Below are 20,905 nucleotides of genomic sequence, written 5' to 3' on the forward strand. Positions count from 1 at the left end.
ACCGAGTGCGACCCAGGGGTTTGACGGGTGGTCAGTTGACAGGTAGGTACTCATTGGTGAGCCCGTGGACGGCCGTCCGTCGGTCGATCCGGATGGCGGGCAGGGGATGACGGCGGAGTCGTCTAGGGGCGCGAGTTGGTTCCTGCCTGGGTGGGGCCGGTGGGCGTTGAAGTGCCGGGCGTGGTCGTGCAGGATCCCCTCAGTGTGGCCGCGATCGTAGAGCAGCAACCGGTCAGTGCACTCCTGGCGCGCGGAGCGGATGAAGCGCTCGGCGTGCGCATTGCAGTTCGGCGAGCGGGGCGGGATCTCGGCCACGGCAATGTCCTCGGAGGCGAACGCGGCGTCGAAGGCGGCGGTGAACTTCGCATCCCGGTCACGGATGAGGTGGGTGAACTGCTCGGTGCGGTCGCCGAGTTGCCACAGGAGTTGGCGGGCTTGCTGGGTAGCTCACTCCGCCGTCGGGTGGGCGGTGAGCCGAGGATGTGCACGGTTCGGGTTCGTACCTCCATCACGAACAGCGCGTACAGGCGCCGAAGCGCGATCGTGTCGAGGTGGAAGAAGTCCGTCGCGAGCAGGCCATCGGCCTGCGTCTTGAGGAACGCGGTCCATTCGCCGCGGGCTTGTTCGCGTTGGAGTGCGGGGCCGAGGCCAGCTGTGCGCAGGATGCGGCGGACGGTGGCGGGGCTGAGGCGGTGGCCGAGGCGGCATGGTTCCCCATGCACTCGACGGAAGCCCCAGCCGGAGTTCTGCGAACCGAGGCGAGGATCAGGTCGCGAATCTCGTCCGGGAGCGGTGGGCGTCCCAGAGACAGGGGCTGCGTCCACTTCTTCTTGATCCGGCGTTGGTGCCAGGCCAGCAGGGTAGGCGGGGTGACGATCCGTCGGGCGCGCAGTGGCCGGGGTAGTAGTCGGGTGAGGGCGGCGCGCAGGGCCCGGTCGGGCCAGCTGGGCCGGGCTGCGGGGATTTGGCGGAGGAGGATCGCGAGCTCGTGCCGGAGGAGAGTATCTCCGCGTCCTTCGATGCGGTGCTTCGGCCCAATGGCGCGAGTCAGGCCAGGAACTTGGTGGCGAAGAGGTAGATCATGCGGACGGGCATGGGAAGTGATCATGTCGTAGGGGGCCAGTCTCGAATATCGTCCCTGGTCATCGCTGGTGAAGCGATATTGAAGCGGTACGACGTGACCGGGGCATCGCGACGAAGACCCGGTTCGCTCGCGGGAGCAGGCTCGACCCACGGACCGGCGAAGACTCGTTCCGTGAAGGGCACTACCGATGGTGGAACGCGGGCGGCGCTTTGCCCCACCTGGCTATCGCCTCACCTGTCAGTGATCGCGGACAGCCATGCGGTGTCCTCCGGGCCCGGCGCTTCGGGACCGAGCGCGGGCAGCCAGCGGACCTCGCCCGAGCGCAGGGCGACCGTGGCACGTGGTCTCATCGGCCCGTCGCCCCTGCGTGAGAGCAGGACGAGTTCCCAGACCGTCGCCGTCATGGCGTCGAGCCGGGTGGCGCAGTCGGCGGTGACTCGCCGCGGATCCCGGGTCCGCCCCAGGGACAGATGTGGGGTGAAGTTCCTGGCGGGCGCACGACAGCGAGGGAACCGCATCTGCAGTACGCGGTGCAGATCTGCCCACGGCGCCTTGCCGGTGGCCGTAGGGTCGAGCCACACGGTGACGTACGCCCTCTGCTGGAAGGTGCGCACCCCGTCCAGCCGGGCGGTGAAGACCGGCATCTCGGCCGTCGCTGCGGTGAGCAACGGGGCCGCCCGCTCGAAGTCGGACTCCGGCACGAAGCCGAAGAGCACATTGACATGCGGCGGCCAGCGGTGGATCTGGGGATCGTAATCCCGGCGGATGTCCTGGATCGGCGCCCACAGCTCCGCAGGCGGGATCCAGGCCACCGCCGTGCGGGCCGTCGGGGACACATCGAGGGCGTCGGCAGGCTCGACCCTGGCCAAACTCAGGTGCGCTTGCGGGGCCCGCACCCGGCCGGCTCCCGACGCGTCGATGCGGTCCACACCTGTGGTCCGGTTCCAGACCACCTCGCCGTCCGCCTCGATAAACATCACCCGGTGCCACGGGATGTCGCCCCCGGGAACAAAGGAAGGCAGCGGGATGCGTTTGACGGCATCCCTGCGCTGGCTGATCCCCAGCACGAACCGAGCCGGGTCGAACCGCGGGTCCCAGCGGACCCGGTGATAGATCTCGTCGCTGGTTCGCATCACGCCCCCTCTCCCGCCTTCACCCCTTCTCTTCTTCCAGGATGCCGCCAAACCTGTCCTTGGCGGTTGTTCCGCTCCGTACCGCGACGCATCAGGTGCGGTGCGTGATGGCGCCGGTGTACGTCGGGGCGCGTTCTTGGTCGACGGATGATGGAGCCATCGCCAACGTCCTCGTCACGTTGGACGCCACCGGGGTGCCCGAGCAGGTCGCCGATCAGCCACGCACCCAGCGGCCGGCCCAGCCCGTGCAGAGGAAGAGAAGCCGCCGCCTGCGGGTCCAGGCCCTGCCGACGCCGCCCGACGCGCCGCCAATCACCTGCGCGCGAAGGGCCTGGACCCATGACGGTCGTAACGGATCCAGGCCCTCGGCCCGTTTCAGCGGCCCGTGAAGTACGGTCCTACTTCACACGCTTGAACCAGGTGATCGGGCTGGTGGTGTCGCGCGACTGGACGTAGACACGGGCGGGAACGGCCACCATCCGCTGCTGGGTGTCGTTGTTCGCCCGGTAGACGATGTAGCCGGTGTAGTACGCGCCGTTTCCCCGGGGCTCCAGCCAGCCCTTCTGCTTGCCCTCGGGCACAGTCATCTCGACGTCGGTTTCCATGGTGTTCTGCAGCCTTTTGGTGGACGTGGCTGCGTAGCTGTAGGTGAAACTCGCCTCCGCCGGAATGTCACTCTTCCCGTCGCCGATCTTGGGTGTGATCTTGCCACCCACCGACCAACCCTCCGTCTCGCTCTTTTCGTCGGTGACGGAACTGGAGATCTTGTAGGTCAGCTTCCCGCCGCCGGCCAGGCCGTCCCCAGCCTGTCCCTTGACCGGGTATTTCTCGGTGAGCTTGCCGACGAAGGCGCATGGCGGCTTCTGGCCCGCGCGATCCTTGTCGTGGTTCGCCTGGTTGCAGAACTGTTCGAGGTTCTGACCGGTCCACTCGTCCTTGAATGCGTCCTTGCCGGTGAAGCGGGGGGCCGTGTAGTTGGGCGCCTGTGCAAGTCCGTTGATGGGCTGGTACAGCCTTTTGGCGCTTTCGCGGGCAGGCTCCTTGGTGTTGGGGTCTTCAGCGAACGTCTTTGCCGCTTCCTGGGCGTCCTTGATGGCCTGATCAGGGTTGTAATTGACCTGCCCTCCCGACACGTCCGAGAGGTTGACCTGCTTGTCGTCGAGCCCGGTGGGGAGACCCGTCACGCTTTCAGAGTCTCGGACCGGCGACCACTTGGCCATGTCCGCGAGGACCTGGTCATCCGATTCGTAGATGCTGCCGGGGGTTGTGGGCTTGTCGTCCGCGAAGGCCGGCCCCTGCGTGCCCAGTAGCGACGCTCCGGTGAGAAAAGTGGTGGCGACGGCGGTTGCTGCCCATCTGTTTCTGCGCCGGCCTTGGTCGGCAGCTGTGGGGGGTATGGACATGCGACTTTCCTTTCCATCGAGGAACGGACCATCCTTGGTCACGCCGAGATGAGTGGCGGAAGTGCAGCGGAGAGAGAAACAAGACCTGGCGCTGCATCTGCGCCTGGCGTTCTTCGCAAGGTGTCCGAACTTCGGGTATGTGAAATGCGGGTGCCTGCGGTGACTGCAGGGACCTGTAGGTCCTCTGTCAATCTCAGAGACGGAAGCTCTCCCCGCACGGTTGCTCCGAACTGACGAGTAGATTTCGCTGGTTGCCGGAATGCCGCACCCGCGGCAGCGAACTGCCTGTCGTTCGCCCGGCATTCGAGCGGAAAGCGTGGAAGGAATCGCAGAATCTGGTGGGCTCAAGAAACACCGTCCGGTGCGCGCAGTGCTCCAGGGGGTCGGCCTTGGACGCCGGCGGCAGGCCAGAAGCCGAGCAGGCCGCAGCCCAGGCACTGGCCAACCCATACCCGCACAACGTCGTCATCCAGCAGTCAGGTTTCACCGGCACCGCCCAGCTCCTCCGCCACCGGCAGCACCTGGTGGTTCGCTGCGTGCCGCCGGCTGCCCGGTCGCGTGGCCGGAAGTCCGTGCAGTCTGAGGGCCTGGGGGTGCGGTAGCAGGCTGACGAGGTGGGTGGGCGGTCACCGCCTGCACGAAGCGTGGGGTGCTGATGGGGAGCTGGCCTGCTGGCCAAGGCTCTACCGCTGTGGAGATCGTTTCCGAGGACGAGTGTGTCGAACTCGTGCACCGGGTGGGGCTGCCGGACCGGCGCATGGCGGAGCGGGCCCGGATCATCCTGGCGTGCGCTCGACAGCGTCCACCCCGATCGCCACCGCCCTCCCGGCAAGGCTGCCGGAGGCGAAGAAACAGGGGTACCTGGGGAGCACCCCTGTACCCGGGCAGGTGGCCCTCTGGCCGCTTCCTGGCCGCGCGATGAGACGGCCCCAACGCACAGCGGCTGAGCTCGGCACAGCTGGAGATCGGCTGGTGGATCGCCTTCACGTCGCACTCCATGTTCGAGAGCCCGCACGGAGAGCTATCCCAGGCTCCTCGTATGCGCATGCCGGCCTCTTCCACTTGCGCTGCAGAGGCGACGGTTTCGCAGAGGGCAGTGGTGCGGTCGTCGTCGAGTCGACGGAGCGCACGGCGCCTCGGCCGGCTCTTCGGGAGGGCGCGAGATCTCATGGGCGCCCTCGGACGGTCAGGCAGCACTCGACCGGTCCCTCGACCTTGATCCGAACACCCCCAACGTCACATGCCGATTCGCGGAGTCGATCACAAGAACAATGAGATCGTGGTCCTGGATCGGCATGGTCAGATCGAGAACAAAGACGGCAGCATCACCGAGGAATACCACGGTCATGTCCAGTCGAACTATCCATCGTCAAGCGTGACCGAGGGCGACCTCAACCAGCTGAAGAGGGCTGGAATGATCAACAACCTCAAGAAGCGGCGAGTGCTGCCGCCACCTTGTGAATGACCAGCATGAGAAAGGAACGATGTGCCGCAGGAGCTGGACTGGGAGACCGGTGACGGTTTGATCGGCATCCGTGATCCGGCTGAGGTCGACGCGGCCTTCGACCGGGGCGAGAGGTATGTGGGTACAGCCGTGGTCGGGCTGGTGCTGAACTCTGATGACGTCGCTGTGGTAGCACCACGGGTACTACGCGCCTTGCACTCATCGGATGCCACAGTGCGCAGTCCAGGCTTCGTGGCCGCAGGCGACATGGCCCGGCTGTTCGGCACCCTCACCCCAGAAATCTATGCGGAACTACGCACCGAAGGACTCGGTGGCGTAGCCGACACTGCCATCAAGGACGCGATGACCTTCGTTCCTTTCTGGGAGTTGCCATGGTGGCTGCGAGGGATGTGCCTGCGGCTGCGCCTCCGCAACCGGGCTGAAGGGCGCCTCCTGGCACTTCAGGATCTCGCCGAGCGGGCAACGGACGCCGTAAAGGCGGTAATGGGGAAGAAGAACCTTTGAACGGGCCCGGCCCGTGAGCCGGGGGCAACGTGGTGCGGATCCAGTAGCGCGAGATGCCATCCGTGATCACACAGATGCGGCCGTCCCACGCCTTGGTGCCCTGCTGGTGGTGGTTGTGCTTGTGGCGACGTGGGACCACAATCTAACTCACCTTCGTCAGGCGTACGTTTCCGGTTCATGTCGGCCGCTCTGCGGACGTCCGAGAGGTAGCTGGCCTTCTCCCTGGCCTCGATTGCCCTTGCGGCAGCCGCAACTCTCCCTGCATCACCGGCATGTGCGTATGGTTCAAGTCCCCCCACCGGCCTCAACCCACCGCTCAGCCACGGCCCTCACTCCCCCGACTCGACACCCTCACCCCGGCACCATCAGCCGAGCCCTCCAGACAGGCGTCCCCAACCCATTCGATGCCCATGCACGCCCCCGTGCCTCCCCCCACCTCCCGTTACCGTGGGGCAAGTCCCGGGCCGCTGATTGCTCCGGCGCGCTGACCTGCGCTAACTTCCCGACTGCCGATGCCACTTTCCTCAGAACCTCACAGGCGCGAAGTTCCCCCAGGCGGTGAGGAAGATCGTCGATGACGAGGCCGAGCTGCTGGCGTTCTACGGCTTCCCGGCCGAGCACTGGATCCACCTGCGGACCACGAGCCCGATCGAGTCGACCTTCGCAACCGTGCGGCTGCGGACGAAGGTCACCAAGGGCGCCGGCTCCCGAGCCGCCGCCCTGGCGATGGTCTTCAAAGCTCGTCGAGTCCGCCCAGGCCCGCTGGCGAGCCGTGAACGCACCCCACCTCGTCGCCCTCGTCCGGGCCGGTTCCCGCTGCGAAAGCGGCCACCTCGTCGAACGCCCCGAGGAACCCGCCGCAGCGTGACACACCTCAACCAGCCCACAGCCCTTGGCAGTTGCTCCGCTCCCAGGTCAGCCTGGATGACGAGACCGGGCTCCGCCGCCCGGCGGAGGCGAATGCTCCCCGCGGCGGACGTACGCGGGCAGGGGGATGTCCCAGGCTGGAGTTCCTGCTGAGGAAGGGGTATCCGGGTGGAACGCTGGGACCGGGTTGGACGGTGCGCGGGATACGGGGCGGCACTGGCTCTGTCGCCCTATTTGTTGATCAAGGTGTCGTGGGTCGTCGGTTCGCTGCTGGGGCTGGCGCCGATCGGGAACGGCTTCAACCTGGCCGGCTGGGTCCTCCTCAATACCGTGACCATCGGCATGGCGGTGATCGGGATCATCCTGGCGCTCGCCCTGGTACGGCCCTGGGGCATGCGTATACCGGGGTGGCTGGTGACCTTCTGCGCCTGGACGGGGTCGGGGTTCCTCGTGTCGATCCTGCCGTACGCCGTGCTCACTACGGTGCTGGATGCTGCGCGCGGCGGTGCGGCGAACAGCAGGGGCGACGACTCTGCCATGCCTGGCTGGGAAGGCGCTCTGATCCAGTTCAGCTTCATAGGGATGGGGCTGGGACTGGCCCTCGCGCTCCCCGCCTACCTGCGGCGGCGCTGGCCGGAAGCGTTCACCGCGCGCGTCGGGGACGCTACCCGTGCCACTGTGCCATGGCCCGCTGGCATCGCCGCCGTCGTTGGTCTTGCGTGGCTGTACTGGGCAGTTGGCGGCACCCTCGGCGTCGCACACCCGGCCGAGCGGGACACCAAGGGGTACCTGCTCACGGGCGTGGGTGCACTGTGGGCACTCGCCGGCGCCGCCGCCCTCTGGACGCTCGCCCGACAACGTCGCTCCCGCGTGCCCCATCACCTCCTGCAGGCGCTCGGCTGGCTCGGGTCGGGCTCACTGTTCGCGTGGAGCAGCTGGAAACTGCCCCTCACCCTGTTCGTCGCCTTGGCACGTCCGACCGACGTCACCCTGCCGGAAAACCTCGCCGTTGCGGCGGTTTTGCATCTCGCCGCTATCGCGGCGGGGCTCGGCATGCTGAGATCACTTGTCGGCTCACACCCACGCACCCCCGCCGGCACCGACCCGACACCCCTGCGCACACATGAGCCGGGTTGATGCACAGGGCGAATCCCGCCAATGGGCGCGCTCAGTCGCCAACCGAACCACAGGAACGGACAATTACTCGCCACCGGGAGCGAACGAATCGAGTCGCCCGAGCTGGCTGGGCCACTCTTCACCACTCCCCCGGTTCCTCAGAGAAGTCTTCCGCGCAATGCAGACAGACGACGCGGGATGGCGTTCACTCATCGGACCTGTTGCCCATGCCCTCTGAGCTGGACTCACGTCACCCCAACCGATACCGCTTTCCTCAGAACTTCGCGGGCAAGAAGGACTTCAAGCTGACCATCCCCAACCAGGACATCACGCCGCAGAAGGAAACCGCCCTGAAGAAGCAGCTCAACACGGGGCTCAAAGCCGCCGGCTGCCCGACAGCCTGACGCGAACACCCCCACTGTGCGTTGGCCGGTGACAAACACCAGGCCACGGGACTGAGAACCCATCCTTGACACCTCTTTCGAGGCGCTTGCCCGAGATCACCGCCAGCTCAAGGACGGGTTTTTATCCCAAGGACGCCAGAAGTTCGCGCTCTCTGTCCGGGGCGAGTCCCGCGCGGCGTGGCCGGTGCAGTCCCTGCTCGCGTTCCCAGCGCAGTGTGTCGACAAGGAGGCCGGTGCGGGAGCGATGGCGTAGGCCCGCGGTAGCGGCGGCAGCTCCGTCGCGCGCCGCCCAGCCTTCCCATCCCGGTTCGACCACCCACATGGGCAGTGAGTCGGGGCCCATGTACTGGGCCACTCCGTGGGCGAGGAGTTGCTGGGACGCCACCGTGACCACCGGTCCGGTGTGTCCGCCGACTCTGCGGGACAGGTCGATCCACTCGGCGAAAGGCACAGTCGGGCCAACCGCGTTGTAGGTACCTGTGGTTCGGTGTTCTGCAGCGTCGAGGAGCCAGGTCGCCAGGTCGCGTACGTCGATGGTCTGCGTCGGGGCTTGCGGGGTGTCGGGGACGAGCAGCGGCGCCTGGGGAGCACTGGCGGCACGGGCGACCCAGTAGCCGGAGCGGTCGCTGTGGTCGCCGGGCCCGCCGATGAGTCCGGCGCGTGCGACGAGGAGGCGGTCGTCCAGGGCCGTCCGGGTGAGCGTTTCGCAAGCGGACTTGGCCTCGCCGTACTGGTCACGGTCGGCCTCTTCGTGGTCTGTGCCAGGCAACAGGGCGGCGGACTCGTCCGCGCCGGGCTCGCCGTGGGAGGCGTATGCGCTGACCGAGGAGACGTAGCTCCAGTGACGTGCCCGCGCGCCCAGGGCCGCAACTGCCTTCCGTACGAAGCCGGGTTGCCAGGACACCTCAAGCACAGCGTCCCATTCCCGGCCGGGCAGGGACGCGTACGCGGCGGGGTTGCGCCGATCCGCCGCCACCAGGCGCGCGCCTTCCGCCACGGGCCCGCTGTTGCCACGAGCCAGGCACGTCACGTGGTGGCCGCGGACGAGGGCCTGCCGGGACACTTCACGCCCCAGCCAGGCCGTCCCGCCGAGGATCAGGATCTCCATGCGCTCCATGGCGGAACTCAATCAGCGTGGCTCGATCACGCCAAGAGGATTCTGCCGTGGGCAGAGCCCGCATTTGCCCGAATCGTTTTCCTTATGCTCCAACCACTTCACTGACACCACGACAGGGGTTCACGGACGGGCGCTGAGTGACACGCACGCCGTGCTCTATGACCCCCACGGCTTGATCGAGGCCGAACTCCCCCGGACCGCGCCCCGTACGACGCACTCGTCACCGCCGTGCTCGCGTGCCTTCGGCCGCCCCGTGTGCCAGGGCGATCAGTCGGCCGGAGCCACACCGCCAACGGGGCTGCTTCCTGATGCGCTCGGGAAAAGATTGCGCGTCGCTGTCGATCCGGCCACGTCCCGTTCGACGTCATGATGTGCGGCGCCTCGCCCCACGATGACGCGACAGGACCTGACGAGGAAACACGTGGATCAACTGCTGAGAATCATGAACTTCAACGTCACGAGTGACGGAATCGGTGCCGGTGAGCACCAGAGTCTCCTGCGGCCGTTCGGTCACGACCGTCCCGAGAGGCTGTTCGCCTGGGCCGGAGCCACGGCGAGCTGGCCCATGCGCACGGATCCCGGGGGAAGCCGGGGCCTCGACGACTACTTCACGCGAGACTTCGCACGCAACATCGGTGCCGAGATCATGGGCCGCAACAAGTTCGGGCCCCAGCGCGGGCCCTGGCAGGACCATGAGTGGCGCGGCTGGTGGGGGGAGGAGCCCCCGTTCCGCACTCCGGTGTTCGTCATGACCCACCACAGGCGTCCGTCGTTCACGCTCCGCGACACCACGTTCCACTTCGTCGACGGCGCCCCGGCCACGATCCTGGAACGGGCGCGGGAAGCGGCGCAGGGCAAGGACGTCCGACTCGGCGGCGGGGTCACCACCATCCGGCAGTTCCTTGATGCCGACCTCGTCGACACCATGCATGTCGCGGTCTCGCCGGTAAGGCTCGGGGCCGGACTACGACTCTGGGAGTCCCCCGATGAGCTGCTCGACCGGTTCCACCTGGAGGTCGTGCCCAGCCCGAGCGGCGTGACGCACCACCTGTTCTGGCGAAGGTGAGTGACGCGAGGCCCACTTCAGTTCACTTCCGGCGGGTCGGCCGGAAGCAGACGGGGTGCCGGGCAGGGCCGTCACACTCTCCGCCCGGCACCCGAGCGTACGAGTCGGCCCCGGATGCTGCGCCACGGGGAAGGGGCAGCGGCCGGGGCCGGTGTGGTGAACTCCAGTGGCTCAGGCGGAGATTCCAGCTGGCCAGGCCGGGCTCGTCATGCCGAACCAGAGCCGGGCTGGGGGGCTCGGGAGCCGGGGGGGTCGCTGCCCCCTCCACAGGCGATGGGTCCCTCGCGCAGGACCGTGAGGGACGGGGCATCAGCGGGAGCGATGCGATTCGGGGCGGTGTGGCCGGAGCCGGAGCTGGCGGCGGTAGCGCGTGCGCCTGCTGCTTGAGGCCGGGCGGTCTCCAGCGGCGGGGGCCTGCGGGGACTTCCCGACGGCCCCCGCCGTGCAGCATCAGCAGTGTGCCGGTGGCGAAGACCACGCGGAACAGCGTGATCGATACGGTGGCCATCAGTACGGCGTGGGCGTGAAGCATCTGGTTGGCCAGGGCGAGGGCCACGGCCAGCACACTGCTTCCCGCGGACGAGAGCTGTGGCTACCCCGGTCGATGCGCGCCCCCGGCGGCCGAGCCCCAGCCGCACACGTGCCGTCTGCGAGGGCACGTTCATGGCCAATCCCTGCCTCCGCCAGGTCTACTGCTCAGCCATCTGCCGTCGGGAAGCGGAACGACAGCGTGAACGCGAGCGCGACGAGCAACGGGCTCGCTGCCTCGGAGAGGCGCTACCACCACTGCCCGAACCCCCGCCACCGCCCAAGACCGCCGGTGGCGGCTCGCGATCAACCGTCGCCCAGCGGCCCCGCGGAGAGAAACTCTCAGGGCTGGTACGGACGGGACGCGGTAAATACCGGAAGACGTGAAGGTCGAGCGGGGAGGATCAGTTGGAACGGATCGGGTCGTACACCGTGGTGCGGGAACTCGGTGCGGGTGCGATGGGTACGGAGTATCCGGCCCGGTCGAGTGGGGGGGCGTCTGCTGGCGGTGAAGGTGGCCAGGCCGGAGCTGGCCGGGGACACGGCCTTCCGGGCTCGGTTCCGCGCCGAGGTGGACGCGGCGAGCGAGGTCGGTGGCTTCCACACCGCGCAGGTGGTGGACGCCGACTGGACGGAGAGCCGCCCTGGCTGGCCACGGCGTATGTGCCGGGCCCGACGCTCGCCCACTTGATCGCCACCGAAGAGCCCATGGCCGAGGCCGAGTTGAGGCAGCTCGGCGCGGCGCTGGCGGAGGCGCTGGAGGCAGTGCACGGTGCGTGCCCGTGCATCGCGATCTGAAGCCGGGCAACATCGTCATGGCGCCGGACGGCCCACGGGTCGTGGACGTCGGCATCGCCCGGGCTGTCGAGCCCACCCGGCTGACGACGACCGGCCACGCCTTCGGCACCCCCGGCTATCTCGCGCCCGAGCAAGGCGGAGGGCCGGGAAGTGACAGGCGCCGCCGATGTGTTCGCCCTTGGCGCCGTCCTCGTGGCGGGCCCTGCACTGGGCCGGGACCGATGCGGCGCCGTCGAGCGGCTGGCAGCGGTCGAGAAGCCGGCGGTGGACCGTGGGTGTGGCGGTGACACGCAGGCTGTAGCCCTGGCCGCGCTGGCCACGGGAGTTTGGCCGCGTTCTTCGTCGTACACATGACGGTGTGCGACCCGTTCCAGGTGAAGGCGATCGGTACGTTGCGTGGGGTTCCGTCCTTGGCGACGTAGGCCAGGCGGGTCACGTCACGGGCCGGCGACTCCTGGCTGATCGGGCGGTTCAGAACCTCGATGATCTCGTTCGGCTGCATGGTTCGGTTCCTCCTTCTCAGCGCAGTTGCTCGGCCAGCCCGACGATGATGCCTTCCGGGCCGCGGAGGTAACAGAGCAGATAGCTGTCCTCGAACCGGGCGATCTCGCCGACGAGTTCGGCGCCGTGCGGGCGCAGGCGGGCAACGGTGTCCTCGATGTCGTCGACGGCGAACATGACGCGGTGCGTGCCCAAAATGTTGTGCGGCCGGTTGCGCGGCCCGGCGCTGATCACCGCGGGGCTGCGGTACTTCGTCAGCTCGAGCCGGCTGTGACCGTCCGGGGTCCGAACCATCGCGATGTCACAGCGGACGCCGTCGAGTCCGGTGCACTGGTCGGCGAAGAGGCCCTCGACCTCCGCCCTGCCCTCCAGCTCCATACCGAGTTCCACGAAGAACGCGATGGCGGCATCCATGTCCTCGACGACGATGCCGACGTTGTCCATCCGCTGAATCGCCATGCTGGTTTCTCCTTCTTCCTCGTGCGGCCGGTGGTGGCCGCTGATGTCCTTGGGACGGAGCCGGTGGCCTGTTCTCGACATCCGCAGACCGCCGAGCTCCGAAAAATCTGGATCGCTCCTCAGCACCGCTACAGCAGACCCACGAGCCAGGCGCCACCACCGAGGGTAAGTGCGGCGCAGGTGGCCGCTCCCATGAAGACGATCAGCCGCACCGTGCCGTCCCCGCTTTTCCATGCTTCCTCGACGATTCGCAGCGTGCGCGCTTGAGCATGCGCCTCCCCAACTAATTCACGGTGCCGCGTCATCCTTGGCGGGTGGAGTTCCCCGTGCCGCTCACCCTCGCCGCACCACACCCCTTCCGCGCTTGCGGAGTCCGGCGACGATGGCATTGAGGTCCTGGAGGGAGCGGCCGAGCCGGTCCAGGGCAGGAGCGCAGGGCTTCAAGAACGCCGTCATCGCGCACGGGGAGACGGTGGGCATCGAGGTGGAGCTCGTCGAGCGCAACCCGGCCCTGACCGGGTTCGTCCCGATCCCGACGCGGTGCAACGTGGAGCGTGCCTACGGGATCTCGATGCTGCACCGCAGGCTGGTACGCGACTACGAGCATCTGCCGCGCAGTTCGGAGTCGCCGGTGTACTGGGCGATGACCGCAGCGATACTGCGCCGGCTGACCGGGGCCGCCGCTGCAGCCTGGCGCAGCACATGAGCGGCAGGGAACTGACCCTCGGGGCAGTGCTGGTGCGTCTGGAGGAGCGGGAACGGGAGATCGCTGCGCAGGCCGAGACGACGAGGGAGCAGATCACGCAGCTGACCGCACGGCTGGACGAACTCGGCCGGGCCGCCGAGGAGGTCCGGATCACACACAAGACGCTGCTGGAGCTGCCCGGTCGGCAGCCGCCTGCACCGCCGGCTCCGAAGCTGCCGGACTATCCCGCCTACCAGCAGATCATGGCGGTGTTCGCCGCGGCCGACACGCCGCTGCGGGCGCGGCACGTGTGCGAGGCGATGGACCTGGAGATCGCGCCCAACAACATCAACGACACGCGCCTGAAGCTCAAGCGGCTCACGGAGCGCGGAATCCTGGTAGAGGCCGAGCAGGGCTTGTTCACCCAGCCGCGGTCGTAGCCGCCGGCGACACCGCGGACAGCCCGCTCGCCCCTCCCGAAAGAGCGAAACGCACATCAACTCACCTGCCATCCTCTGATAGCGCCGCTCGGCGAACATGAAGCGCAGCAGCATCACCACGGCTTCTGCCGCGTAGGAGCCCAGCAACTGCCCTTTCCCAAGGGCTGGTTCGAGGCGGCCGCGGTGTGACCGGCTCCCTGCTACGCAACCGATCCACACGCGGCCCATGCCAGGCACGCCCCATATCCTCGGTACCGCCGTACCCGCCATCCCGGAGGTATCCGATGACCAGCTCAGACACACCCGACCAGCCCGTCCCGCAGGCCGACACGGCCGCAGCCCTGATGGAAAGCCTGGCCGAACAGCTCGGTAGCCGGGCCTCGGTGTCAGCCGTCTTCGGCGAACCCGTCACCAGCGACGGAATCACCATCATTCCCGTCGCCGAAATCGGCTTCGGATTCGCCGGGGGCACGGGCCCCGAAGCCGGAGCCGCCAACACCGGCGAAGGAGGGGGCGGGGCCGGCGCCCGCCCCCGCGGCTACATCGAGATCAAAGACGGCACAGCCACCTACAAACCCCTCCGAGCCCCCTGGGCGAAAGTCGCCGTACCGCTCGCCGCCCTCCTGGCAGGAACCTTCATCCCCCTGCTCGTTCGCCGCCTCGTCAAGCGCCGCCCTCGCTGAACAACTGCAACGACGAACCAGAATTCAGCTCACGGCAAGCGGTCCAAGACGGTCCTGGCTAACGTCGGCCCGGTCGAGGTGGGCGGGGACAAGCCCCTCCCCGAACTACCCATCTGCTGAGCACGGTTCCCGATGGCCCGGTGGCTGGCGGGCCCGCACACCCGCCAGGCACTCCGGTGTTGCTCAGCTGCCGCCCTTGAGAGCGGTGACGCGGTAGACGACGGTGCCATGAGCGGGCACGGTCGCGGATATGGTGCCGGTGGTGTGCGTGTCGTGGTGCTGCCACAGGTCGCGCAGCCGGTAGTCGTCGGCCTGCGGGAGGCCCGCGTCCTGGGCAGTGGTGGAGATCTGCTGCGGCTCGTCGGTCTCGTTGAAGAGCGCCACCGCACGGGCGCCGTCGGCCAGTTGCTTGACCAGCGTCCAGCGGCCGGAGTCGGACCGTAGCACGGTGGCCTGCTTGCCCAGGCGGTCCTGGTCGAGCGCGATGACGTCCTTGTTGGTCAGGATCTCGAAGGTCTCCGAGGTGGCCTTGCGCAGGTCGGAGCCGATCAGGAGCGGCGCGGACATCATTGACCAGAGGGTGAAGTGGCTGCGGTACTCGGCGTCGGTCATCCCTCCGTTGCCGACCTCCAGCATGTCCGGGTCATTCCAGTGCCCGGGGCCGGCGTACTGCGCCAGCGGCAGGTTCTGCTTGGCGATAGCGAGCATGCTCGACCAGGAGTCACTGATGTCCCCGGTGGTACGCCACAGATGTCCTGCGTCCGACGCCCACTCCCAGGGTTTGTTCTCGCCCCATTCGCAGATGCTGTAGACGATGGGCCGCCCGGTGGCTTTCAGGGCGGCCCCCATGGTGCGATACCGCTGCTGGGCGTCCACGCCCTGGTTGTTGCAGTTGTCATACTTGAGGTAGTCCACGCCCCAGTCGGCGAACTGCCTGGCGTCGGACCGCTCATGGCCGAGACCGCCGGGGAAGCCGTCCGCGTCGCAGGTCTTGGTGCCGGCGCTGGTGTAGACGCCGAATTTCAGGCCCCTGGCGTGCACATAGTCGGCGACCGCCATGATGCCATGCGGGAAGCGCCGCGGATCCGGTACGAGCTTGCCGTTCCCGTCGCGCGCGGGCCGCGCCCAGCAGTCGTCGAGATTGACGTACCGGTAGCCGGCGTCCTTGAGTCCCTTGGACAGGAACAGATCGGCGATGCCCTTGACCATGTCCTCGTTGAACTCCGCCCGGCAGTGCGTGGAGTTCCAGTTGTTGAAGCCCATCGGGGGCGTCTTGGCGAGCCCGTCGGGGAGCCGGGGTGCGCGGCCAGCGTCCACGGTGCCGCTGGTGGGAACGGGTCCGGCGGCGCCCGGCACGTGGGGCGTGCTCGCCAAGGCGGGCAGGGCGGTCACCCCGGCCGTACACAGCAGCGCGGCGGACAGCGCTCCGACGATTCTTGGGTGGCTCCGCCGGCCGATGGTGTGTATGTGAACGCGCATGGTTCGCGTCCTCCGTCTTCGTGAGAGGGGGGTGGGGACGTGCACCTGTCACTGATGGGTGCTTACGGTAGAACTTGTTGAAGTCTGTTGGAAGGGGTGCGGCGCGGTTCTTTCCCTCCCGTCATACCGCCGGGCATACCAGGCTGTTCGGGATGCGGCACGCTAGAGGTGTTCGGTCCTGTCGGCTTTCGCGACTGAGGACAGCAGGGCAAGGACGGGGCATCATCCCGTCAACCCACGGCGACTCAACCGCGTACCGGGCAGCGGCGGGATGCCGACTCCATGACGGTGTACGACCCCCATAGAGCCGTCATCGCGATACAGACCGCCTTTCACATCAGCGTCTCCGTCTTCGCCGGCCTCGTGGCGGAGGGTGGACACCTCTTGCAGCGCCTCGTCCCAACTGCCGTACCGGCCGATGGTGCTGATGTCCTCGCGGTCCAGCGACGGACCGGGGGCAGGGGTGTGGGGCTTCCCTTGGCGGTGTCGGAGCCCGCGTTTCCCGGCCGCAGCACTACCGCCGGTTCCCCCGCCCCGGCCGTGGTCAATGAACCCCGTCAAAAGGTGGTGGCCGAAGGTGTTCTTGCAGGTCACGGCGGCCTCCTGCTTGCCGGAATGCGCGATGACGAGTACCCCGTCGCCGAGGACTACGGTCACCTGACCGTAGTCCTCGGGCGCTGAGACGTCGGCCAACCCGCCCCGGGAGTGGGGTGCCGCCGCCCCCGCACAGCCCGCACTCGGGCCCCGACGGCACCGCCTCCATGCACCCTGACACCGGCTCCTCGGACGCCACCCGCCTGCCCGGCCCCGGCGCGGGCCCCCTCACATCGCACCTCACCGCACTCGCCGCGACGCCTGCCCGACCGTGCTCGACGGCCACGACGGCCACCCCGTCGCCCTGTGCACGACGCACGCCGGCCAGATCCCCACGGGGGCACCTCCTGGACCCGCGCACCGGTGAATCGCTGACCCAACTCCCCCTTGTCAAGGGATCGTGTCTACGAGCTCTCCCGCGAGGACATGTTCCACGTCCTGCGGCACACGTACGCGAGCACCCAGCTGGAAGCAGGCGAGTCGATCGTCAGCGTGTCGGAGTGGCTCGGGCACGCCTCGCCGCAGACCACGCTGAAGCACTACGCCCATTTCATGCCCGAGGCGGGGAAGCGAGGTCTCGCCGCCATGGACGAGTGGTTCGAGCAAGGCCCGCAAGACTCACAACCGAATGTCCCTGAAAAGTCCCTGGGCGCCTCGCAGTCTGCCAGCGGCCTCTGAAACCGCAGGTCAGAGCGGTACTCGCGGGTACTGCCAGCATGTATGAGGAGTACAAGGAGCCGCTCTACGCCGCTCCCCCGCTCCTCCAGCGGATGGTGGACGCACGGCGGTTGGGGCGAAAGAGCCGATCCGGCTTCTCCACGTACTAACGAGGTGGTGCGGTCGCCTGCAGATCTCCGGGAGTGGGCCATAGCGTGAACCGGCCGCCGACGTAACGGGCGTCGGGATGGGCGGGTTCGAGCGGGCCGTGGGCGGCCACGACAGCATCGACGAAATCCTCGGCATTGTCCTGCGGTTGATAGCCCAGGCGGCGGGCGGGAGCAAGATCCCACCAGGCACGGGTGTTGGCGGAGATCCCGTAAAGGGTCTCGTAACGGAGGTCTGGGGCGCGTAACAGGGCGTTGAAGAGGCGGCCGGCGTCGTCCGGGCTGAGCCAAGTGGCCAGGGACAGGACGTTGGTGGGTTCGGGAAAACAGGAGCCGATCCGGATGCAGGCCACCTGCATGCCATGGCGGTCCGCGTAGAGCGAGCCGAGGGCTTCGCCGAAGACCTTGCTGACACCGTAGAGGGTGTCCGGGCGCGGTCCTGCCTGGGTGGCGGATGTTTGCTCGTGGAACCCGATGACGTGGCTGGTGCTGGCGAACAGAACGCGGGGAACACCCGCGCGGCGGGCCGCTTCGAAGACGTGGTAGGTACCGTCGATGTTGTGGTGGAGGGTATCGGGGAAGTCGGCCTCACGGGCGATGCCCGCGAGGTGCACCACCGCGCAGATGTCGGTCATCGCCGCGTCGAGTGCCTCCGGGTCGGTGATGTCCCCGCGTACCCAGTCGGTCTCCTCGCCGGGTGGCGCGGGCTCGAGGTCGAACGACCGTACTGCCCAGCCGCGTGCGGCGAGCCGTGGACGCAGCAGCCTGCCCACTCGTCCCGCTGCTCCGGTGAGCAGGATCTCCGTGCCCTTGTCTCGTGGCCTTCGCGCCTGACCTGATCCTGTCATGCGAGTATCGTCCGCCCGTGCGCCTTCGGCTAAACACCCGACGACACCGACTGGCGGGAAATCCACAGGTACTTGAGAAGCCATCTGGGTCGTCGCGGACGTTCTGGCTAGGCTCGCGTGAGCGCTGTGGGAGGGGGCGTGCATTGACGGTAACGGTGATCATTCCTACGACCCTCCAGCGCCCAGCAGTTCGTGCGACGGTGGAGTCCGCGCTGTCGTCTCTCGCGTACCTCCCGTCATGGGAGGGCCCTGAGGTGCTGGTGGTGGTGAATGGCGCCCAGGCCGGGGACGAGTTGGCGAGCCTGGGATCTCCCATGCTCAGGGTCGTCAGGACACCGCGCAGAAGTGCGCCCGGCGCGCGCAATCTGGGTATCGCGCTGGCCCGGAACAACACACTGCTCTTCGCCGACGACGACTGCCTGGTGCCGGTGTCGTGGTGCCATGACCTCGGGACAGCCCTCGCTGACGGTGCGTGTACGGCGGTCGCCGCTCCGGTGCGGATGGCGGTGCTGGGCTCAGTGTCGGCATTCCTGGATTATCAGCGTCCACTCGACGCCCGTCCCGGCGAGCCGGGCTGGGCCGCCTCCCTGGTGACCGCCAACTGCGGGGTACGCCGCGATCTGCTGCCGGACTGCCTCAGGTTCGACGACGTCAACTTCAACAACGCCGCCGAGGACAAGGAGTTCGCGCTGCGATTACAGGCGGCCGGCGGCACGGTGCGCTGGCTGGAGGGGGTTACCCCGGTGATCCACCGGCTCTCCGAAGACATCGAGGAGATATCCGAACGGTTCCTACGGTACGGTCACGCGCGCGTCCGCCTTCACACCCGCAAGAAGCATCCCGGAGCTCTGCACCCTGATGTGCAGCACTGGTACAGGGTCATGGCGGACAACGAGGACCCCGGCTACCGGCAGTTCAGCGAGTTCACGGATCCCGCGATCCGCTCCGCGTTCGCCTGCTATGACCTGATCCTCAACGCCTGCTACCTGATCGGCTACCTGGAGGGCCTGGACGCCGAGTGCCACAGCCGCCTAATCCAGGTCAACCACGCAGAGCTTCAGGCGGGTTGGCGGCTCGCGGCCCAGCAACACACGGTTTCGATCACCAGTCCTCCCGCGCCGGACTACACCAGGCTGGGACGTCTGCCAGCGGCGCACAACGGCCCCCTGACCTGGCTTTCCGACCTGCTCAGGCAGCACGCCCCGCTCACGAGCCCACAGAACGCCCGCCCGGCCACGGTCAGATACAGATCTATCCCCGCGCCAGGTGATTGGCGGGCGCGGCTGTTCAAAACCTGGCGCTGTCTGACCCATCCACCGGGCAGCGCAACCGAGATGGCTGCCCTGCTGCGCTCCCAGGGCGCCTCTTTCCGGGAGGGATGCCATGAACTCGAAGTCATGCTCAGCCACAGTTAGGTGCACATCCGAGTGAGGGAGGCAGCGTGCGGCGAACACACGCGATCGTGGCAGGCGGTGCGGGATTCATCGGGTCACACCTGTGCCGTCGGCTGCTGGCGGAGGGCTACGAAGTCCTCTGCGTCGACAACCTCCTGACCGGGAGACGGCAGAACATTGCCGCACTCGACTCGATCGGCCCCTTCCGGTTCCTCGTTGCTGACGTGACCACACCGGTGCAGCTCACCGGCCGAGCAGATCTCGTGTTCCATCTCGCTTCGCCGGCGTCCCCCGCGGACTACCTCCGACACCCGCTGGCGACGCTCGCCGCCGGAGCGGCGGGCACTCACCACACCCTGCAACTGGCACAACAGAAGAGCGCCCGCTACGTCCTGGCATCGACCTCCGAGGTCTACGGCTCTCCGCAGGCCCACCCACAGAGCGAGGCTTACTGGGGCAACGTCAATCCCGTCGGGCCGCGCAGTGTCTACGACGAGGCCAAACGCTATGCCGAGGCGCTGACCACCGCATTCGGACGGCACACCTCGACGAGCATCGGCATCGTAAGGATCTTCAACACCTACGGCCCCCGGATGCGTCCGGACGACGGCCGGGCGGTTCCGACGTTCATCCGTCAAGCCCTCGCCGGTGCCCCGATCACAGTAGCCGGGGACGGCTCACAGACCCGCTCTCTGTGCTACGTCGACGACATCGTTTCCGGCATCCTGGCCATGGCTGCCAGTGACCGGCATGAGCCGGTGAACCTCGGCAATCCGCACGAGATCACGATGCTCGAGCTCGCCCAGGAGATCCGCAACCTGTGCGGCTCCACTTCGCCGATCGGCTTCGGTCCGCGGCCCATCGACGACCCCCAACGACGCTGCCCCGACATCACCACCGCCCGCAACGAGCTCCACTGGGCTCCGCGAGTGCAACTGCACGACGGCCTGACCCGGACCATCCGTGCCGCAGAAGCATCCGACGCCCCCCACATCGCCGCTCCACCTTAGCCTGCGCGTTCACTTGCAGCTGCGTCCAGATCACGAGCGGGAACACGAAAGTGCCTTCTTGGCTGGGAAGATGAGGCTTGTCGAAGGTCTCTGTCATCCGAGCAGGAAGGCACTTTCTGCGTGCACACTACCGGGTCGCGTCCCAAGCTCGTCGTCTCGGCAGACGGCCAGGGGGTGGTCAGCCATGCCGGGTCACGTCTGCTGGCCGATCTGGCCGATGCCATCGGGGTTGACCGCGGCCTTCACCAGCGCGCTGCGCCACCTGATCCACGTTCCCGCCCGTCTCGCGCGGTCCGCCCGACATCACACGCCGCACCTGGCGGAAGGCCGGTCCTGGCGCGATGCGTTCACTGAACTGTTCACCGCCGCCCACGCGCCCCCAACAGCGTGACCGCCCTGGACATCCCGCCCACGAGGGCCCGACTGGAACCTGCATGGAAAAGACTGCCCCCGCGGGTGCGGGGACGACAGCACCGTGGGGGGGGGGGGGGGGGGGGGGGGGG

The 20,905-nt window shown here is 67.8% G+C and carries 16 protein-coding genes and 7 pseudogenes; 15 read left to right on the plus strand and 8 right to left on the minus strand.

Going from position 1 to position 20,905, the window contains the following annotated elements:
• Positions 1-186: 186 nt before the first annotated feature.
• The 3 genes and pseudogenes from ACO1BR_RS32420 to ACO1BR_RS32430 form a co-directional block, all read right to left on the minus strand.
• Positions 187-315, minus strand: a pseudogene (locus tag ACO1BR_RS32420) (integrase core domain-containing protein); the annotation flags it as partial.
• Between the two features lie 999 nt (positions 316-1,314).
• Positions 1,315-2,217, minus strand: a complete 903-nt coding sequence (locus ACO1BR_RS32425; RefSeq protein WP_426798671.1) for an RNA repair domain-containing protein — start codon at positions 2,215-2,217, stop codon at positions 1,315-1,317.
• Between the two features lie 398 nt (positions 2,218-2,615).
• Entirely contained in the window at positions 2,616-3,620 is a 1,005-nt protein-coding gene (locus tag ACO1BR_RS32430) for a hypothetical protein (protein WP_426798672.1), read from the minus strand.
• A gap of 1,240 nt (positions 3,621-4,860) precedes the next feature.
• Here ACO1BR_RS32430 and ACO1BR_RS32435 point away from each other — a divergent pair.
• From ACO1BR_RS32435 to ACO1BR_RS32455, 5 genes and pseudogenes are all read left to right on the plus strand, one after another.
• Positions 4,861-5,085: a hypothetical protein gene (locus tag ACO1BR_RS32435; protein ID WP_426798673.1), complete on the plus strand. Its 225-nt coding sequence runs from the start codon at positions 4,861-4,863 to the stop codon at positions 5,083-5,085.
• A 21-nt stretch (positions 5,086-5,106) separates the two neighbouring features.
• A complete protein-coding gene (locus ACO1BR_RS32440) occupies positions 5,107-5,589 on the plus strand; it encodes a hypothetical protein (protein ID WP_426798674.1) in 483 nt (160 codons plus the stop codon).
• 537 nt (positions 5,590-6,126) lie between these two features.
• Positions 6,127-6,457: pseudogene (locus tag ACO1BR_RS32445) on the plus strand (transposase); the annotation flags it as partial.
• A gap of 167 nt (positions 6,458-6,624) precedes the next feature.
• The gene (locus tag ACO1BR_RS32450; RefSeq protein WP_426798675.1) at positions 6,625-7,593 is read left to right on the plus strand and encodes a hypothetical protein; all 969 of its coding nucleotides are present in this window, start codon (positions 6,625-6,627) and stop codon (positions 7,591-7,593) included.
• Positions 7,594-7,799: 206 nt separating this feature from the next.
• A complete protein-coding gene (locus ACO1BR_RS32455) occupies positions 7,800-7,976 on the plus strand; it encodes a hypothetical protein (RefSeq protein WP_426798676.1) in 177 nt (58 codons plus the stop codon).
• A 121-nt stretch (positions 7,977-8,097) separates the two neighbouring features.
• Here ACO1BR_RS32455 and ACO1BR_RS32460 read toward each other — a convergent pair whose 3' ends face one another.
• Entirely contained in the window at positions 8,098-9,084 is a 987-nt protein-coding gene (locus ACO1BR_RS32460) for an oxidoreductase (RefSeq protein ID WP_426798705.1), read from the minus strand.
• A gap of 430 nt (positions 9,085-9,514) precedes the next feature.
• On the opposite strand from ACO1BR_RS32460, the gene ACO1BR_RS32465 reads away from it, so the two are divergent.
• Complete coding sequence (locus ACO1BR_RS32465) at positions 9,515-10,159, plus strand: dihydrofolate reductase family protein (RefSeq protein ID WP_426798677.1); 645 nt, start codon at positions 9,515-9,517, stop codon at positions 10,157-10,159.
• Between the two features lie 987 nt (positions 10,160-11,146).
• Positions 11,147-11,698, plus strand: a pseudogene (locus ACO1BR_RS32470) (serine/threonine-protein kinase); the annotation flags it as partial.
• Between the two features lie 306 nt (positions 11,699-12,004).
• On the opposite strand, the gene ACO1BR_RS32475 reads toward ACO1BR_RS32470, so the two are convergent.
• Entirely contained in the window at positions 12,005-12,445 is a 441-nt protein-coding gene (locus ACO1BR_RS32475) for a VOC family protein (protein ID WP_426798678.1), read from the minus strand.
• Between the two features lie 382 nt (positions 12,446-12,827).
• On the opposite strand from ACO1BR_RS32475, the gene ACO1BR_RS32480 reads away from it, so the two are divergent.
• The 3 genes from ACO1BR_RS32480 (at position 12,828) to ACO1BR_RS32490 (ending at position 14,253) form a co-directional block, all read left to right on the plus strand.
• Entirely contained in the window at positions 12,828-13,151 is a 324-nt protein-coding gene (locus tag ACO1BR_RS32480; protein ID WP_426798679.1) for a hypothetical protein, read from the plus strand.
• A complete protein-coding gene (locus tag ACO1BR_RS32485; protein ID WP_426798680.1) occupies positions 13,148-13,570 on the plus strand; it encodes a hypothetical protein in 423 nt (140 codons plus the stop codon). Before ACO1BR_RS32480 ends, ACO1BR_RS32485 begins: the two co-directional genes overlap by 4 nt.
• 284 nt (positions 13,571-13,854) lie before the next feature.
• Complete coding sequence (locus tag ACO1BR_RS32490; RefSeq protein ID WP_426798681.1) at positions 13,855-14,253, plus strand: GerW family sporulation protein; 399 nt, start codon at positions 13,855-13,857, stop codon at positions 14,251-14,253.
• Between the two features lie 201 nt (positions 14,254-14,454).
• On the opposite strand, the pseudogene ACO1BR_RS32495 reads toward ACO1BR_RS32490, so the two are convergent.
• Positions 14,455-15,732: pseudogene (locus tag ACO1BR_RS32495) on the minus strand (glycoside hydrolase family 27 protein); the annotation flags it as partial.
• 479 nt (positions 15,733-16,211) lie between these two features.
• Positions 16,212-16,425: pseudogene (locus ACO1BR_RS32500) on the minus strand (IS1380 family transposase); the annotation flags it as partial.
• On the opposite strand from ACO1BR_RS32500, the pseudogene ACO1BR_RS32505 reads away from it, so the two are divergent.
• From ACO1BR_RS32505 to ACO1BR_RS32515, 3 genes and pseudogenes are all read left to right on the plus strand, one after another.
• Positions 16,410-16,733: pseudogene (locus ACO1BR_RS32505) on the plus strand (hypothetical protein); the annotation flags it as partial. The pseudogenes ACO1BR_RS32500 and ACO1BR_RS32505 overlap by 16 nt on opposite strands.
• Before the next feature lie 19 nt (positions 16,734-16,752).
• Positions 16,753-17,004: a tyrosine-type recombinase/integrase gene (locus ACO1BR_RS32510; protein ID WP_426798706.1), complete on the plus strand. Its 252-nt coding sequence runs from the start codon at positions 16,753-16,755 to the stop codon at positions 17,002-17,004.
• Positions 16,989-17,153, plus strand: a pseudogene (locus ACO1BR_RS32515) (3-hydroxyacyl-CoA dehydrogenase family protein); the annotation flags it as partial. The gene ACO1BR_RS32510 and the pseudogene ACO1BR_RS32515, both read left to right, overlap by 16 nt.
• On the opposite strand, the gene ACO1BR_RS32520 reads toward ACO1BR_RS32515, so the two are convergent.
• A complete protein-coding gene (locus ACO1BR_RS32520) occupies positions 17,150-17,998 on the minus strand; it encodes an NAD-dependent epimerase/dehydratase family protein (protein WP_426798682.1) in 849 nt (282 codons plus the stop codon). The pseudogene ACO1BR_RS32515 and the gene ACO1BR_RS32520 overlap by 4 nt on opposite strands.
• Before the next feature lie 155 nt (positions 17,999-18,153).
• Here ACO1BR_RS32520 and ACO1BR_RS32525 point away from each other — a divergent pair, with 155 nt between their 5' ends.
• Positions 18,154-19,413, plus strand: coding sequence for a glycosyltransferase family 2 protein (locus ACO1BR_RS32525; RefSeq protein ID WP_426798707.1), 1,260 nt, complete (start codon positions 18,154-18,156; stop codon positions 19,411-19,413).
• 26 nt (positions 19,414-19,439) lie between these two features.
• Entirely contained in the window at positions 19,440-20,402 is a 963-nt protein-coding gene (locus tag ACO1BR_RS32530) for an NAD-dependent epimerase/dehydratase family protein (RefSeq protein WP_426798683.1), read from the plus strand.
• The last annotated feature ends 503 nt before the right edge of the window (positions 20,403-20,905 follow it).

The sequence above is a fragment of the Streptomyces sp. YGL11-2 genome, from assembly GCF_050054615.1.
Classification (GTDB): Bacteria; Actinomycetota; Actinomycetes; order Streptomycetales; family Streptomycetaceae; genus Streptomyces.

Coding starts and splice junctions, on each gene's coding strand:
- ACO1BR_RS32425 (WP_426798671.1), bottom strand. CDS start 2,217: ATGCGAACCAGCGACGAGATCTATCACCGGGTCCGCTGGGACCCGCGG.
- ACO1BR_RS32430 (WP_426798672.1), bottom strand. CDS start 3,620: ATGTCCATACCCCCCACAGCTGCCGACCAAGGCCGGCGCAGAAACAGA.
- ACO1BR_RS32435 (WP_426798673.1), top strand. CDS start 4,861: ATGCCGATTCGCGGAGTCGATCACAAGAACAATGAGATCGTGGTCCTG.
- ACO1BR_RS32455 (WP_426798676.1), top strand. CDS start 7,800: ATGCCCTCTGAGCTGGACTCACGTCACCCCAACCGATACCGCTTTCCT.
- ACO1BR_RS32460 (WP_426798705.1), bottom strand. CDS start 9,084: ATGGAGATCCTGATCCTCGGCGGGACGGCCTGGCTGGGGCGTGAAGTG.
- ACO1BR_RS32475 (WP_426798678.1), bottom strand. CDS start 12,445: ATGGCGATTCAGCGGATGGACAACGTCGGCATCGTCGTCGAGGACATG.
- ACO1BR_RS32480 (WP_426798679.1), top strand. CDS start 12,828: ATGGCATTGAGGTCCTGGAGGGAGCGGCCGAGCCGGTCCAGGGCAGGA.
- ACO1BR_RS32485 (WP_426798680.1), top strand. CDS start 13,148: ATGAGCGGCAGGGAACTGACCCTCGGGGCAGTGCTGGTGCGTCTGGAG.
- ACO1BR_RS32490 (WP_426798681.1), top strand. CDS start 13,855: ATGACCAGCTCAGACACACCCGACCAGCCCGTCCCGCAGGCCGACACG.
- ACO1BR_RS32510 (WP_426798706.1), top strand. CDS start 16,753: ATGTTCCACGTCCTGCGGCACACGTACGCGAGCACCCAGCTGGAAGCA.
- ACO1BR_RS32520 (WP_426798682.1), bottom strand. CDS start 17,998: ATGACAGGATCAGGTCAGGCGCGAAGGCCACGAGACAAGGGCACGGAG.